The following is a 15,921-nucleotide window of genomic DNA, read 5'->3' as shown; positions in this document are numbered from 1 at the left end:
GTTAGTCGCGCATCGCGAGCCGGGCGAGCCGGTCGCTCGCCTCCTGCAGCACCGTGTCGCGCTTGCAGAATGCGAAGCGCAGCCAGGAGCGGTACAGGTCGGCGTGCTCCGGTGCGGCGAAGGCGCTCAGCGGGATCCCCACGACGCCGACCTGCTCGGGCAGCTCGCGGGCGAGCCGGGCGGCGTCGGCGACGCCGAGCGGGGCCGCGTCAACCGCCTGGAAGTACGTGGCCGGGGCGGGCGCGAACGCGAACCCGGCCCGGGCGAGGCCCGCGGCGAGCAGGTCCCGGCCGTGCTGCAGCCGGTCGCGCACGCCGACGAACAGCGCGTCGGGCTGGTCCAGCCCTTCGGCGATCGCCGGCTGCAGGGGCGCCCCGGTGGCGAACGTCAGGTACTGCTTGACGGTGAGTACGGCGTCGCGCAGCGGCTGCGGGGCGACGAGCCAGCCGATCTTCCAGCCGGTCAGCGAGAACGTCTTGCCCGCCGACGAGATCGTGACGCTGCGCTCGGCCGCGCCGGGGATCGCGGCGATCGTGGTGTGCCGCACCCCGTCGAACACGAGGTGCTCGTACACCTCGTCGACGACGACGATCGCATCGTGCTGTTCGGCGGCGGCGACGATCGCGGCGAGCTCCGCCTGGGTGAGCACCGTGCCGGTCGGGTTGTGCGGGTTGTTGACGAGGATCACCGCGGTGCGGTCGGTCACGGCGGTGGCGAGCCGGTCGAGCGGCAGCCGGAAGTCCGGCGGCGCCAGCGGCACGCGCACGTGCCGGCCGCCGGCCAGGGCGATGAGTGCCGTGTACGCGTCATAGGTGGGGTCGAGGGTGACGACCTCGTCGCCGGGGCGCACCAGCGCGAGCAGCGTGGCGGCGAGCGCCTCGGTGGCCCCGGTGGTGACGAGCACCTCGCGGTCCGGGTCCACGGTGATGCCGTGGAAACGGTGTTGATGCCGGGCGATCGCCTCGCGCAGGACGGGCACGCCGAGGCCCGGCGGGTACTGGTTCGCGCCGGCGAGGATCGCCGACCGGGCCGCCTCGAGCACGACCTGCGGCCCATCGGTGTCCGGGAACCCCTGACCGAGGTTGATCGCACCCGTCCGCTGGGCGAGGGCGGTCATCTCGGTGAAGACGTTCGGCGCCGGGCGGCCGTCGGCGCCGAGCAGTCCGGCGGCATGCGCGGTGCGTTGCCAGGGCAGGGCGGCTGCGGCGAAGGGACGGGCGGACGCTGCGGGAATGGCCGGGTCAACACTCACGATGACACTCTAGACTCGTGCGGGAGGGACGCGGCGAGCCGTGACCGTGGATGACGATGCCCGGCGGCATCTCCTCAGCACGGCCACAGGCTTCTCACAGTGGCGAACGGCACGGTGGGAGTGCACGGAGAGGAACGACCATGACTTCGGAAGACCAGCACCCGGCAGCCGACCCCGCTGCGGCGCGGCCCGTGGACGAGCAGGCCCGAGACGGGCAGGTACGAGACGATCGCTGGGCGGTGCCACAGCAGTCCCTGCCGCGGTGGGAGCCGGGTGCGGCGCGCACCGGTGAGGGCGAGGCGACTCCCGCAGCTGCGGAGGCCGAGGCGGAGGCGCTGGACGACACCGAGCGGACCAGGCCGACGCCCACGGCGTCCCGACCGCGGTATGCGCCCCCGGCCGCTGCGGCTCAGCCGACGACACCGCTGCCGACCGCGGCGCAGCCCACCACGCCGCTGCCGGATGGATTCGACGGCTCCGCACAGGCGGCCTCAGCGTCCCAGCCCGTCCAGACCGTGCCGGGGCGTGGTCCCGCAGTGGGGCAGCCGTATCCCGGCCCGGCTGCCGCGGGCGAGGTGGGCATGGTGGGGCTGGACGGTGCCGGTGGCGCCGGCGGGAACGGCACCGATGCGTATGCGTCGCATCAGGAGGACGGGGGCCATCGTCAGCACGGCCCCATCGGTCGAGTCGTCGCGGTGTCCGCCCTCGTCGCCGCGCTCGTCGGCGGTGGTGCCGGAGCAGCGATCGGCTGGGCCAGCGGACACGGGTCGAGCACCACGGTGAGCAGCACGAGCGGGTCGAACGTGGTCATCAACGACCCCGAGCACGTCACCGACGTCACCGCCGGGGCGGCGAAGGCGAGCCCGTCGGTGGTCACGATCTCCGCGTCCTCGAGCAGTGAGTCCGGCACGGGCTCCGGCGTGATCCTCGACGCGCAGGGGCGCATCGTCACGAACAACCACGTCGTCACACTGGATGGCGCGACGAGCAGCGCCACGCTCAAGGTCACCCTCAGCGACGGCAGCGTGTACGACGCGACCACGGTCGGGCTTGACTCCACGACCGACCTGGCCGTCATCCAGCTGAAGAATCCGCCGTCGAACCTCACTGCGATCGAGTTCGCCGACTCGTCGAAGCTCAACGTTGGCGACACCGCGATCGCGATCGGCGCGCCGCAGGGCTTGGAGAACACGGTCACCAGCGGTGTCGTCTCGGCACTCAACCGAGCGATCTCGCTCGATTCCTCCGCGGCGCAGGACGGCGACTCGAGCACAGACGAGGGCAACGGCTACGACTTCTGGAACGACTTCGGCAGCGGCGGCTCGAACGGGTACGGCTACGGCGGGCAGAGCGGCTCGCAGTCGACACAGAGCGACTCCTCCATCTACCTCTCGGTCGTGCAGACCGACGCGGCCATCAACCCCGGCAACTCGGGCGGCCCGCTCGTCAACACCGACGGCCAGCTGATCGGGGTCAACGTCGCCATCGCCACGGCGACCTCGTCGACTGGGCAGAGCACGAGCAACGGCAGCATCGGGCTGGGGTTCGCGATCCCCGCGAACGTGGTGCAGCGGGTCACCGGCGAGCTCATCTCCGATGGCAAGGCGCAGCACGGGCAGCTCGGCGCGACGGTGAGCAGCGCGACCGGCGATGACGGCGTGACCGGTGCGCTGGTCAAGGACGTCACCAGCGGCGGCCCCGCCGCGCAGGCGGGGCTGAAGAGCGGGGACATCATCACGAAGGTCGACGGCGTGCGCATCACGAGCGCCTCGCACCTGATCGGCACCGTGCGGCAGTCTGGGCCTGGCACGGCGGTCACCGTCGAGTACGTTCGCGACGGGAAGACGCAGAGCGCACAGGTGACCCTCGAGGCGGCCTCGGAGTGATCGCGTCCCCGGCGGCCGGGCAGGGCTCGACCGCCGGGGAGCGGACCTGTCGGCCCGCATCCGGCGCGCTGCTGATCCCGGCGGTCCGACGACTGGTCCCGGCTGGACCCGTCGGGCCGTGTGCGGCGCGGTAAGCTGCCGCGTGAGACGCGTGAGACGCGTGCGCGCGTGGCCCGAGGGCGGTCGCGTGAGCCGTGGCTCGGCTGACGTCGACGTGACGAGGAGGCTGTGATGGCGGAGATGCTGGACGGACCGGACGATGATCCGCTGCGGGAGCTCGAGCGCGAACTCGACTCGGGCAGCGTCGCGGTCCTCGAGCGCGAGATGCGCGAGCTCGAGGAGGACGGCGACCACGACCGGTTCTCGCACTATGTGCGCAAGGAGCAGATCCTCGAGTCCGCGGTGAACGGCACCCCGGTGCGGGCGCTGTGCGGCAAGATCTGGACGCCCGGGCGGGATCCGGAGAAGTTCCCCGTCTGCCCGGAGTGCAAGGAGATCTACGAGCGCATGCGCGACGAGTAGTCGCGCCTGACGGCCCGGAGCCCGATCTCCTGCGGCAGGGTTCAGCCCGCAGCCGACTCAGACGAACAGGCTCGGGATGGCAGGCTCGCCACTCGACATGCGACGGCCGTTCGGCGGCAGCTCCTCGAGCACGCGGGCGTGGTGCTCGCGCGCCGCGCGGGTGCCCGCCGCGCCCAGATGCTCATGCAGCGCCTCGCCGCGCTGCATGAGCGGGACGAGCAGTGGCCGGTCGTCGGGCTGGGTGGCCGCCGTCTTCTCCACCGCGATGACCTCGGCCGTGGCACGACCCCGGGCGTCGATGCGCCGGGCGGCGTCCTTGCGCCCGCCGCGGTGGCCCTTGCCGGCGCTGGCCTTCTGCACCGCCGTCCACGACCCGTCGGGGTTCTGCCGGCTGGTGAGCTTGTAGACCATCCCCGCGGTCGCGTGCCCCGAGCCGGTGAGCACCGACGTGCCCACGCCGTAGCTGTCGACCGGGCTCGCGGCCAGTGCGGCGATCGCGTACTCGGTGAGGTCGTTGGTGACCGTGATCTTCGTCTCCGTGGCGCCGAGGGCGTCCAGCTGGCGACGCACGGCCGCCGCGGTGCTCGGCAGGTCGCCGGAGTCGATGCGCACGCCGCCGAGGTGCGGTCCCGCCACGCGGATCGCCGTCTCGACGCCCTTCGTGATGTCGTAGGTGTCGACGAGCAGGGTCGTGTCGGTGCCCATCGCCTCGATCTGGGCGCGGAACGCCTCCTCCTCGGTGTCGTGCAGCAGCGTCCACGCGTGGGCGGCGGTGCCCATGGTCGGGATGCCCCACCGTCGCCCCGCCTCGAGGTTCGAGCTGGCGGCGAACCCGGCGATGTACGCGGCGCGGGTGCCGGCGACGGCGGCCGTCTCGTTCGTCCGCCGCGAGCCCATCTCGGCCAGCGGGCGCCCGCGGGCGGCGAGGGTCATCCGGCTGGCCGCGCTGGCGACGGCGGAGTCGTAGTTGTACACGCTCAGCGCGAGCGTCTCGAGCATCACCCCGTGGGCGAAGTCGGTCTCGAAGGTGACCAGTGGCGAGTGGTCGAAGTACAGCTCGCCCTCGCGGTAGCCGAAGACGTTGCCGTCGTAGCGGTAGTCAGCCAGCCACTCGATCGTCTCGGGGCGCACGACGTGCTCGTCGCGCAGGAACGCGAGCTGCTCGTCGGTGAAGCGGAAGTCCCGCAGCGCCTCGAGCAGTCGGCCGGTGCCGGCCACGACGCCGTAGCGGCGTCCGGTGGGCAGGTGCCGGGCGAACAGCTCGAACAGGCAGGGGATGTCGGCGGTGCCGTCGAGCAGGGCGGCGTCGAGCATCGTCAGCTCGTAGCGGTCGGTGAGCAGGGCGGTCGACGTCGCGGTGGTCAGCGGTGACACGTTCGCATTGCGCATGGCGCCACCCTAGCACCGGGGCTGACACCTGTTCACACCGGTTCAGCGGCCAGGTGCGGGCGTGGTGGGATGATTGGGGCCATGACCACACCGCTGCTGCTCTCCAGCCACAACGCCCACAAACTCGCCGAGTTCCGGCGCATCGTCGGCGAGGCTCTGCCCGGGGCCACCGTCGACGCGTACGACGGCCCGGAGCCCGTCGAGAACGGGGTGACCTTCGAGGCGAACGCGCTCATCAAAGCTCGCGCCGCGGTCGAGCACGACGGTCGCCCCGCGTTCGCCGATGACTCGGGGATCGCCGTGGACGTGCTCGGCGGTGCGCCGGGGATCTTCTCGGCCCGCTGGGGCGGCTCGCAGGCCTCGGACGTCTTCAACCGGCGCCTGCTGCTCGAGCAGCTCGCCGACGTGCCCGACGAGCACCGGCGGGCGACGTTCGTGTGCGCGATCGCCCTGGTCGTCCCGGACGCGCAGGGCGGCCCCGCCCGCGAGCACACGGTCGTGGGACGCTGGCCCGGCGTGCTGCTGCGCGAGGAGCGCGGCACCGGCGGCTTCGGCTACGACCCGGTGTTCCAGCCGCAGGGCGAGCGTCGCTCGGCCGCCGAGCTCACCGCCAAGGAGAAGAACGGCCTGTCACACCGAGCCCGCGCGTTCCGCGCCCTCGTGCCGATCCTGCGCGAGGAGTTCGGCGCCGGGGCGTGACTCAGGCGGCGGCGCCGCGGGGCAGCAGCTCGAGCACCCGCCGGCGCAGCACCTTGCCCATCTGCGAGACGGGCAGCGCGTCCACCGGCACGAACGCGCGCGGCACCTTGTAGCGGGCGAGCGTCTGGCGGCAGAACGCGCGCAGCGCGGCGACGTCGAGCCGGCAGCCCTCCCGCAGCACGAGCACCGCGGTGACCTGTTCGTCGCCGGAGGGGCGGCGCGCCCCGACCACGGCGACGTCGCGCACGTCGGGATGCTCCCGCAGCACGGTCTCCACCTCGCTCGGCGACACGTTGAAGCCACCGGTGACGATGAGCTCCTTGAGCCGGTCGACCACGATGATGAACCCGTCCGGCGTCATCGTGACGACATCGCCGGTGCGCAGCCAGCCGCCGGGCAGCAGGGTCGCTGCCGTCGCGTCCGGACGCTGCCAGTAGCCGGCGAACACCTGCGGCCCGCGCACCACGAGCTCGCCGGGCTCACCCGGGGCCACCTCGCGCGAGGGATCCAGCGGATCGACCACGCGCGCGTCGGTGCCGGGGAAGGGCACGCCCACGGCGCCCGGACGCCGGTGCGCGCCGATCGGGTTGCCGGCGATGATCGGTGACGCCTCGGTCATCCCGTAGCCCTCGACGAGCAGGCCGCCGCTGAGCGACTCCCAGCGGGCGACGAGGTCGGGGTCGAGCGCCATCGCGCCGCTGATCGAGAACCGCACCGAGTGCAGGTCGACCCGGCCGGCTTCGGCGGCGTCGGCCAGCCGCGCGTAGATCGGCGGGACGGCGGGCATGAAGGTGATCGGCCGGCGGCGCTGCGCGGCGATCAGCTGGTCGAGGCTGAAACGGGGCTGCAGCACGAGCGTCGCCCCGGTCGCGATGCCGTACGACAGGCACAGGGTGAGCCCGTAGGCGTGGAAGAACGGCAGCACGGCGGCGAACACCTCGCGGCCCGGTCGCAGTCCGGGCACCCAGGCCTCGCCCATCAGCTCGTTGGCCCGCAGATTCGCGTGGGTGAGAATCGCGGCCTTCGGGGCGCCGGTCGTGCCGGACGTGTACTGCAGCACGGCGACGTCCTCGGGCACGGGCAGCGGGGTGGTGGCGGCGAGAGGCGCGGTGTCGCGCACGAGGGCCTCCCAACGCAGCACGGGCGTGCTCGGGGTGATCGTCATGGCTCGGCGCAGCGCTCGGGCGCGGGGCACGGGCAGTCGGAGGGCGAGCCGGGTGCGCCGCGGCAGCGCCCGGGTGATGTCGACGGCGATGACGTGGTCGGGGCGGGCCGACCGGTCGAAGCCGGCGATCGTGTCGCACACGGCGTCCCAGACGATCGCGACGCGGGCCTGATGATTGGCGAACTGCACGGCGAGCTCGGCCGCCGTGTACTGCGGGTTGTGCTCGACGACGATGCCGCCGATGCGCAGCACCGCGTAGAACGCGACCACGTGCTGCGGGCAGTTCGGCAGGGCCAGCGCGACCCGGTCGCCGCGCCGCACCCCGAGATCCGCGAGCGCCTGCGCGATGGCGTGCACCTGCTCGCCCAGATCGCGGTAGGAGAGCGTGCCGCCCAGGAAGTCCGTGGCCGTCCGCGCGCCGTGCTCGCGCACGCTGCGCTCGAACGCGTGCACGAGCGTGTCGGTGACCGGCGGGATGTCGGCGGGCACGCCCGGGGCGTAGGCGGCGGTCCAGGGGCGGGAGTGTGGCATCGGCGTCCTTCGCTCTTCTGACGGCACCCGGTGTGGGGAGCTCCCGGCTCGGTGGGGGCCGTTCGTGGGGCGGGCCTCGCTGGCGGGGGCTCGCTCGCGGGGTGTCGCCCCGGTGTGCGGGGTGGTCCCCGTGGTGTCGTGGATCTCAGGCTACGGGTCAGGCGGGGTCGAGGATGCTGTGATCTCACCAAGACTGCGCGCTCGGATTGGAGAGTTCCTCCAAGCGGCTGTGGCAGGGGTGGGGTGAACGTGCTGGGCCTCTCGAGGTAGCGGGGTGACCGTGCTGGGGCATGTCGAGATGTCGGGGTGACTCTGCTGGGGTGTGTCGAGCTGCTGGGGTGACTGCGCTGGTGCGGCTGCACGGAAGCGACGAGCTTCCAGACGAGGTCGCCACCGGTGCGTCGATCGCCCGTGCTGGGGCTGGATGAGCGATGGCCTCGAGGGGCGATGTCGATGCGGCCGGTGTGCGGGAGACGGGACTCGAACCCGCACGCGCTCGGCACAGGAACCTAAATCCTGCGTGTCTGCCAGTTCCACCACTCCCGCGCGACTGACAGCCTAGCGTCTCGGGCCGGGTGTCTGTGCGCCGGGGTCCGCGGTCGGAGTCAAAGGGGACGCTGGGCCTGTCTTCGATGGCCAGGAGGATGGCTGTCGTGACCTCTCCCGACGCCGATCTCTTCCCACGGTGCCTAAGACCGCGACCTCTCACGGGGAGTCTCGGTGTCAGGCCTGACACACATGGCGAAGAGGTCTGCACCGTCTCAAAGGTGGTCGTGTCCCCATCGGCGGTCACCCGATGCCGGCAACGGGCCGACAACGCCTTGCGTCACGAAGACGACAGGGTGGGGCCGTCATGCCAGGGCCGGTGATCGCCCTGACCGCTCACTCACTCTCACTTCTCGTCACTTGCCCGTCTGTGCAGGGCGAAAGGTGAGTGAGCGGTGAGCGAGCGCCACTGACGGGGCGGGTGAACGCAGTCGATCAGGACGATCGGGAGACAGCATCTGATGTCGCCTCATCCGCCGATGTCGTCGCGAGGCTGCAACGACAGGGGAGTGATGATTCCGATCATGAGGCCAAGGCCAGCTCTGACGGAATCGGTTTCTCCGTCGGGGAATCTGTCAGCGCGTTCGCCAGCACCAGCGGGGGACGCTGATCCTCGGCCTGGCCGAAGAGGCGCGGTTCGCGCCGGCCAGGGGATCCGACCTTGATCGGATTCGCGACCAGCTCGTCGAGGGCATCGGAGATGGTGGCGGAGGGGGCGGATGTCACGTTCCCGCCGCGGTGTCAGATGAGACGCGAGGAGTAAGGCCACGCCGGGAGCGCCACGCTTTCTGGACCGGGTCATCTGCGATGGACCTCTTGCCGAGGCGATCGATGCCGCAGTCGAGTCGACTGTGCGGAACCTCGATGACGACACTTCGCGCTGTCGCAGCGCTGTCGCAAGAGGCACATGCCCTCCTGCTCGCGAGGCAGACGGGGGACATGACGGTCAGCCGTCTCAGGGAACGTCTTGGCATGGATTCAGACCTGGTCAGACGTGTGCTGGCTGGTCTCAGCGCAGAGGGCGTGCTGTCTGCGGCGGATGATGATCGATTCATCGTTCGTGGCGGGCAGACCGAGCCGGGAGCACCGGGCGACACCGAGAACGCCATCCCCTCGGTCGATGAGAGCGCCGGACACCCGTGCGATCCGGATGGCATCGGGCCTTGCCCACCTGCAGGTGAGAGAATCGTGGGCGACGAGCGAGGCGGTCGAGACGGCCAGCGGGTGGAACGGCAGAGCCGGCAGAGATGACCGGGGTGACCGGAGCGGATGGAGGCGTGCGGATGAGTCGAGGCATCTACAGTACGACGGACGAGGTGCGCGAGCATCTCACCGCGAAGCAGCAGCGGCGCGAGGGGAAGCTCGCCCGCGCCTGCCAGCCGTTCGAGCGGCTCGCCACGTTCCATCCGGTCGACCGCGACCCCGTGGCGCTGCTCGCCGAGCAGAATCGCACCCGGCTGCCGGACCTGATCGGACTGCGCTGGCAGCGGATGGCCGCCAGCGCGTTCACGTTCTACCGCGGCTCCGCCCGGCTCATGGCCCACGACCTCGCCGCACAGGAGGACACCGGCCAGCAGATCGTCATCTGCGGGGATGCGCACATCAGCAACTTCGGCCTGTTCGCCTCGCCGGAGCGCCGGCTCGTGTTCGACCTCAATGACTTCGACGAGGCCGCGCCGGGGCCCTGGGAGTGGGACGTGCGCCGGCTGGTGACCAGCGTCGTCCTCGGCGCGCGACGCCGGGTTCGACGCCGCGGCGGTCAGCCACCTCGCGCTGCAGACTGCGCAGGCCTACCGGCGGGCGATACGGAAGCTGTCGCGCTGGTCGGCGCTCGACCGCTACTACGCGAGCGTCGACGACGCCACGATCGCCGCCCAGATGCACAGCTCGTCGGTCAAGGCGTTCCAGCGGGCGGCGGACAAGGCCCGCTCGCGCACGGCGGTGCAGGCGGTGCGGCGGATGACGGAGCCGGACGAGACGGGCGTGCCCCGCTTTGTCGAGCAGCCGCCCGTGCTCCAGCACGTCACCGGGGTCACCGCAGACGCCCTGCGCGAGCTGTTCCACGGCTACCTCGCGTCGGTGCGCCCCGACCTGCGGATGCTGGTGCGCAGCCACCGCCTCGTCGACGGCGCCCGCCGCGTGGTCGGGGTCGGCAGTGTGGGCACCCGCTGCTACGTGGTGCTGCTGCTCGACGCGAACGACAACCCGCTCGTGCTGCAGCTGAAGGAGGCGGGGCGCTCGGTGGTGACGGAGGCCAACCGGCCGAACGCCTCCACCCCTGAGACGCTGCGCGCGGACGAGCACGACGGCCGTCGCGTCGTCGACCACCAGCGCATCCTGCAGGCGGTGTCCGATCCGTTCCTCGGCTGGGCGAGCGTGAACGGGCACGACTTCTACATCCGCCAGTTCCGCGACATGAAGGGGTCGGTGAATCTCTCCCGGCTGAGCCCCCGCACGTTCGAGGAGTACGTCGTCGCCTGCGGGCTGCTGCTCGGCCGCGCGCACGCGCAGAGTCGCGCCCTGCACTGGATCGCCGGCTACCTGGGCAAGGGCGTCGGCTTCGACCGGGCGATGACGGACTGGGCGCTCGCGTACGCCGACCAGGTCGAGCGCGATTTCGCTCGTTTCGTGCGGGCCGCTCCATGGGGGTGAGGCAGCCGGAGGGTGCAGGATGCGGCGTCGCTCGTGGGCCGGTCGGCCCGGGCAGGTGCAGGATGCGGCCTCGCCCCGATTCGCACAGCCGCTTCGTGGGGCGGAGTCGTCCCGGCCGGGTACACTGAACGGGATATGGCTGACCTCGACATCTCCGAACGCATCGACGCCCTCCGCAAGACCTATGCCGACATCCGGCAGGTGGTCGCCCCGGAGGCGCTCACCGCCCGTATCGCCGAGCTCAGCGAGCAGGCGGCCGAGCCCGGGCTGTGGGAGGACACCGACCGGGCCCAGAAGGTGACCAGCCAGCTGTCGCACGCGAAGGCACAGCTCGGCCGGGTGGAGCGCGTCGGGCAGCGGCTCGACGACCTCGAGGTGCTCGTCGAGCTCGCCAACGAGGAGGGCGACACCGCCTCGCAGCACGAGGCCGAGCACGAGCTGGAGAGCCTGCAGAAGGCGATCGACGACCTCGAGGTGCAGACGCTGCTGAACGGCGAGTACGACGACCGCGGCGCGGTCGTCACGATCCGCGCGGGCGCCGGCGGCGTCGACGCGGCGGACTTCGCCGAGATGCTGCTGCGGCAGTACAGCCGGTGGGCCGAGCACCATGGTTTCAAGGTCAACGTGCTCGACACGTCCTACGCCGAGGAGGCCGGCATCAAGTCGGCGACCTTCGAGATCGCCGAGCCGTACCTGTACGGCAAGCTGTCGGTCGAGGCGGGCACTCACCGGCTGGTGCGGATGAGCCCGTTCAACTCGGCCGGCAAACGGCAGACGTCGTTCGCCGCGGTCGAGGTGGTGCCGCTCGTGGAGCCGACCGAGCACATCGACATCCCCGACTCGGACATCCGCGTCGACGTCTTCCGATCGTCGGGGCCGGGCGGCCAGTCGGTGAACACGACCGACTCCGCCGTGCGCATCACCCACCTGCCCACGGGCATCGTGGTCAGCTGTCAGAATGAGAAGAGCCAGATCCAGAACCGGGCGGCCGCGCTGCGCGTGCTGCAGTCGCGCCTGCTCGAGATCCGCCGCCAGGAGGAGGAAGCCACCAAGAAGGGCCTCGCCGGCGACATCAAGGCCAGCTGGGGCGACCAGATGCGCTCCTACGTGCTGGCCCCGTATCAGATGGTCAAGGACCTGCGCACCGGGTACGAGGTGAACAACCCCGACGACGTCTTCGACGGCGATCTCGACGGGTTCATCTCGGCAGGCATCCGGTGGCGCAAGGGCCGGGCCGAGTAGGGAGCGACTCGCATGGTCATGATCAGCTTCGAGCACGTCACCAAGCGGTATCGCAAGGCCGACCGACCGGCGCTCGACGACATCTCGCTCGACGTCGACAAGGGCGACTTCGTCTTCGTCGTCGGCGCGAGCGGCTCGGGCAAGTCGACCCTCATCCGCCTGATCCTCAAGGAGGAGCGGCTCACCTCGGGCGACATCCACGTGCTGGGGTACGACCTGCGTGCGATCTCGTCACGCCGCATCCCCTTCTACCGCCGCAACCTCGGCGTCGTGTTCCAGGACTTCCGGCTGCTGCCGAACAAGACCGCCGCGGAGAACGTCGCCTTCGCGCTGGAGGTGACGGGCAAGTCCGCCGGGTACATCCAGGAGGCCGTGCCCGACGTGCTGCGCCTGGTCGGCCTCGACGGCAAGGGCGACGCGATGCCGCATGAGCTCTCCGGCGGCGAGCAGCAGCGTGTGGCGATCGCCCGCGCGGTGGTCACGAAGCCCGCGATCCTGCTGGCCGATGAGCCCACCGGCAACCTCGATCCCGAGACCTCGTCGGGCATCATGAGCGTCATCGAGAAGATCAACGCGGGCGGCACCACGGTCATCATGGCCACCCACGACACCTCGATCGTCAACCGGATGCGCCGGCGCGTCGTCGAGCTCGACCGCGGCCGGCTCGTGCGCGACGAGCGCGGCGGCGGGTATCAGGACGAGCCCGAGCGACGTGCCGCGGAGCGCGCGGCTGCCACGGCGCGGGTGACGGCAGGCCCCCGTCCGGGGCAGGGCGCGGCTCGGCCGCCGGCCCGGCCCGGGCAGCTGGAGCAGGGGGTCCAGCCGGTCCAGCAGGGGCGCCCGGTCCCGCAGGCTCGGTCGATCCAGCCCGACGTGGCCCGCCCCGGGGCGGAGGGGAGTTCGGCGGAGGCGACCGTCATGCCGGGGATCCAGGTGGAGCAGGTCTCCGTGGAGCGGGTCTCCGTCGAGCGGGACTTGGCCCAGCCACAGCAGGCGCCCGGAGAGCGCCGACCTGCAGGGGCGGGCGTGCCGCGTCCGGCCGGCCTCCAGCCCGGCGCCAGGCCGATGTCGCTGCAGGCAGGCGTGAACGGCGCGGTGCCGCCGCAGCCGCGTCCGACCGGTTCGGCCGAGCCGCGACCGGACGGGTTCGCCCCGCCGCGCACGGCCGATCAGATGCCGCCGCGCGTCGACCCGCAGACCGTGGCGTCGGTGTCGGAGACTCCGACGTCCGCCGATGTGACGCTCGCGCAGCCGGCGACCGAGCGCATCGAGGTGGGCCTCGAGGAGGACATCCAGGTGATCGCGACCGAGTCACAGCCGCTGACCGAGCGGCTCGGGCTCGTCGGTGGCGGGCGTCCGCCCGCGCCGCGCCCAGCCCCACAGGCGGACGCCGATGACGAGGGAAGCGAGGCTGGGCGATGAACTTCCGGCGCATCATGGCCGAGACCCGCACCGGGCTCAGCCGCAACATGTCGATGGTCGTCTCGATCGTGCTCGTGACGTTCATCTCGCTGACCTTCGTCGGCGCTGCCGTGCTGCTGCAGATGCAGATCTCTTCGATGAAGACGTTCTGGTATGACAAGGCGCAGGTGGCGATCTACCTGTGCTCCGACTCCTCCTCGGCCGATCAGTGCCCGAACGGCGCGGTCACCGACGACGAGCGGCAGGCGATCGAGGAGCGCCTCGACTCCGATCTGTACTCGCAGTACGTCGACCAGTACTACTACGAGGACCAGCAGCAGGCGTACGAGAACTTCAAGGAGCAGTTCGCCGACAATCAGGCGCTCAGCTTCGTCACCCAGGACCAGTTGTGGAGCACCTACTGGGTGAACCTGCAGGATCCGAACGACGCGGCACAGGCGGCCGTCATCATCGACGGGTTCACCGGCATGGCCGGCGTCGACCAGGTGCAGGATCAGAAGGCATACCTCGACCAGATCTTCGCGGTGCTGAACGTCGGGTCGCTCACGGCCCTGTCGATCGCCGGGCTGATGCTCGTGGCGGCCATCCTGCTCATCACGACCACGATCCGGCTGTCGGCGTTCTCCCGGCGGCGCGAGCTCGGCATCATGCGACTCGTCGGTGCCTCGAACTTCTTCATCCAGACGCCGTTCGTGCTCGAGGGCGTGGTGTCGGCGTTCATCGGGTCGGTGCTCGCCTCGGCGGCGCTCGCGGCCGTGGTGAAGTTCTTCGTGCAGGGCTACCTGCAGTCGGCGATGCCGTACACGGCGTTCATCTCGCTGCACTCGGTGTGGCCGGTGTTCCCGATCGTCATCGGCGTGGGCGTCGTGCTTTCCGCGCTGGCCAGCGCGTTCGCCATCCGCCGCTATCTGAGGGTGTGACGATGGCGCGCGAACGCGGCGAGCACACGATCGCCACGAATCGGAAGGCCCGGCACGATTACGCGATCCTCGCCACCTATGAGGCTGGCATCTCGCTCATGGGCTCGGAGGTGAAGTCGCTGCGCGAGGGGCACGCCTCGCTCGTCGACGGGTTCGCGACGATCGATCGTGGCCAGCTGTGGCTCGAGAACGTGCACATCCCGCAGTACCTGAACGGCACGTGGACGAACCACGCCCCCCGGCGGAAGCGGCGCCTGCTCATGCATCGTCAGGAGATCACACGCATCGGGCACCGCCTCGACGAGAGCGGGGTGACCCTGGTGCCGCTGCGGCTGTACTTCAAGGACGGCCGGGTCAAGGTCGAGCTCGCCCTCGCGAGGGGCAAGCGCGAGTACGACAAGCGGCATGCGCTGCGCGAGCGGCAGGATGCGATGGAGGCGAAGCGGGCGATGGCGCGCGCGAACCGGCGCGGCCACACCGCCGGGCTGTAGCGTCCTTCGGGCGTCTGACCGCCTCTTGCGCATCTGCTGGAATGCAGGTTAACCTAATCTTGGTAGTGACACGGAGTCCGGGGTGCGCCTCACATCTGCGTCCCGGAGGACACCGTCGCCGGCCCGACCGGAGACGGACAATTGAATATCTGGACGCACGTGAGGCCCCGCGCAAGCGGGGCCTCGCCAGTCTCGGGGCCGGGACGGGACGGCCCGCTCGGACTGGCCCGTCCTGGAGCCTGGCCTGCAGAGGTGTCGAAGCGGGGGTGGCTGGGTGCTCCGTCTTCAGTCGCTGCCGTGGTCGGGTGGGCTCCAGCCTTCGCATCCCTCATCCTCCCGCGGCGTTCGCCCCGTGCCCCGGGCCAGGCGAAGAGACCCCGCGGCGGGACGAGACAGCCCGCCGGATCGTCGGCCGTGGCACGTATCGAGATCGCGCGAACGTGCATGCCCGGGTCGACGTCGCCCGAACGACCGTTCCAGGCGAGGGCGAGAGGTGTTCTCCGCGATCTCGGTGGTGGGGCTGTGGACTCTTGCGATCTCGATGGAAAGCTGAAGCGGCCTTCCCGGCATCGAGAGGGGCGGGGCTCTCGGAGGCCGGCTCTGCGCCCCGGATCCGAGCGAGGTGGCCCCACGGACTGGTTCCACGGCTGATCGGGAGGTCCGGTGGCCGATCGGGAATGCCGAGGACGCGCGGGTGTTGTAAAATGATGAGTCCCGCATCCTGATGCGGGCGTTGACAACTCAACACGGGGCCGATCGGTTTCGACACTGTCTTGACGAGTGTGAGAAGCGGGCCGAGAAGGCGTGGATGATCTCGTAAACCAAGCCACGCAACCCAACAGGTGCCAACAACAAACGCACCGATTTCGCCCTCGCTGCGTAAAGCGAGTTCGAGATCCGTTCTCCTGAGCGCGTCCTCGTCTCAGATCTGAACGTCATTTAGAGGACTAGCCGTCGCGTCAGGTGGGAGGGCGCGGCGGGACACTGCAGACCCACTGGGCCCGTCAGCCAGGTGCCTGTCACGATGGCTGGGGCCGAGCAGAACGCCAGACGGGCTACGCCCGTAGAAGTCACACGAGCCGAGCAGTGGACCCGGGTTCGATTCCCGGCGGCTCCACAGAGGAATGCGTGGGCCCGGTGCCTCTCGTCGACGCGGATACGGAATCCGCTGGCGGGAGGCGCCGGTCCCGTGCCATGTCTCCGA

Annotated in this window: 11 protein-coding genes, 1 tRNA gene, 1 other RNA gene and 1 pseudogene; 9 read left to right on the top strand and 5 right to left on the bottom strand. The window is 70.9% G+C overall.

Features of this window, described 5'->3' with window-relative positions; genetic code table 11:
* Window position 1: 1 nt before the first annotated feature.
* Window positions 2-1,195 (bottom strand): aminotransferase class I/II-fold pyridoxal phosphate-dependent enzyme, encoded by a 1,194-nt coding sequence (locus F8O02_RS06570; RefSeq protein WP_404821181.1) that lies wholly within the window; start codon window positions 1,193-1,195, stop codon window positions 2-4.
* 197 nt (window positions 1,196-1,392) lie between these two features.
* On the opposite strand from F8O02_RS06570, the gene F8O02_RS06565 reads away from it, so the two are divergent.
* Window positions 1,393-3,138 (top strand): S1C family serine protease, encoded by a 1,746-nt coding sequence (locus F8O02_RS06565; protein ID WP_179416284.1) that lies wholly within the window; start codon window positions 1,393-1,395, stop codon window positions 3,136-3,138.
* 231 nt (window positions 3,139-3,369) lie between these two features.
* Window positions 3,370-3,660: a DUF3039 domain-containing protein gene (locus tag F8O02_RS06560; protein WP_158036444.1), complete on the top strand. Its 291-nt coding sequence runs from the start codon at window positions 3,370-3,372 to the stop codon at window positions 3,658-3,660.
* Between the two features lie 57 nt (window positions 3,661-3,717).
* Here F8O02_RS06560 and F8O02_RS06555 read toward each other — a convergent pair whose 3' ends face one another.
* Window positions 3,718-5,049, bottom strand: coding sequence for a nicotinate phosphoribosyltransferase (locus F8O02_RS06555; RefSeq protein WP_158036443.1), 1,332 nt, complete (start codon window positions 5,047-5,049; stop codon window positions 3,718-3,720).
* Between the two features lie 81 nt (window positions 5,050-5,130).
* Between F8O02_RS06555 and rdgB the strand changes: the two genes are divergently transcribed.
* Window positions 5,131-5,748, top strand: a complete 618-nt coding sequence (gene rdgB / locus F8O02_RS06550) for an RdgB/HAM1 family non-canonical purine NTP pyrophosphatase (protein ID WP_158036442.1) — start codon at window positions 5,131-5,133, stop codon at window positions 5,746-5,748.
* A 1-nt stretch (window position 5,749) separates the two neighbouring features.
* On the opposite strand, the gene F8O02_RS06545 is transcribed toward rdgB, so the two are convergent.
* The 3 genes from F8O02_RS06545 to F8O02_RS06535 form a co-directional block, all read right to left on the bottom strand.
* Window positions 5,750-7,444 (bottom strand): long-chain-fatty-acid--CoA ligase, encoded by a 1,695-nt coding sequence (locus F8O02_RS06545; protein WP_158036441.1) that lies wholly within the window; start codon window positions 7,442-7,444, stop codon window positions 5,750-5,752.
* A gap of 465 nt (window positions 7,445-7,909) precedes the next feature.
* Window positions 7,910-7,990, bottom strand: a tRNA-Leu gene (locus F8O02_RS06540).
* Between the two features lie 522 nt (window positions 7,991-8,512).
* Window positions 8,513-8,716, bottom strand: coding sequence for a hypothetical protein (locus tag F8O02_RS06535; protein WP_158036440.1), 204 nt, complete (start codon window positions 8,714-8,716; stop codon window positions 8,513-8,515).
* A 521-nt stretch (window positions 8,717-9,237) separates the two neighbouring features.
* On the opposite strand from F8O02_RS06535, the pseudogene F8O02_RS09385 reads away from it, so the two are divergent.
* The 6 genes and pseudogenes from F8O02_RS09385 to ssrA all read left to right on the top strand — a co-directional run bounded on the left by F8O02_RS09385 (window position 9,238) and on the right by ssrA (window position 15,837).
* Window positions 9,238-10,642, top strand: a pseudogene (locus F8O02_RS09385) (DUF2252 domain-containing protein).
* 135 nt (window positions 10,643-10,777) lie between these two features.
* Entirely contained in the window at window positions 10,778-11,884 is a 1,107-nt protein-coding gene (prfB, locus tag F8O02_RS06520; protein ID WP_158036437.1) for a peptide chain release factor 2, read from the top strand.
* Between the two features lie 12 nt (window positions 11,885-11,896).
* Window positions 11,897-13,306, top strand: coding sequence for a cell division ATP-binding protein FtsE (gene ftsE / locus F8O02_RS06515; protein ID WP_225734162.1), 1,410 nt, complete (start codon window positions 11,897-11,899; stop codon window positions 13,304-13,306).
* Window positions 13,303-14,226, top strand: coding sequence for a permease-like cell division protein FtsX (ftsX, locus tag F8O02_RS06510; protein ID WP_158036436.1), 924 nt, complete (start codon window positions 13,303-13,305; stop codon window positions 14,224-14,226). The genes ftsE and ftsX overlap by 4 nt, the downstream gene beginning before the upstream one ends.
* A 2-nt stretch (window positions 14,227-14,228) precedes the next feature.
* Window positions 14,229-14,717: an SsrA-binding protein SmpB gene (gene smpB, locus F8O02_RS06505; protein WP_158036435.1), complete on the top strand. Its 489-nt coding sequence runs from the start codon at window positions 14,229-14,231 to the stop codon at window positions 14,715-14,717.
* A gap of 748 nt (window positions 14,718-15,465) precedes the next feature.
* Window positions 15,466-15,837: a transfer-messenger RNA gene (gene ssrA / locus F8O02_RS06500) on the top strand.
* Window positions 15,838-15,921: the final 84 nt, after the last annotated feature.

Source organism: Pseudoclavibacter caeni (assembly GCF_008831125.1).
GTDB classification, from domain to species: Bacteria; Actinomycetota; Actinomycetes; order Actinomycetales; family Microbacteriaceae; genus Pseudoclavibacter_A; species Pseudoclavibacter_A caeni.
This window is presented reverse-complemented; position numbering and strand designations above follow the sequence as displayed.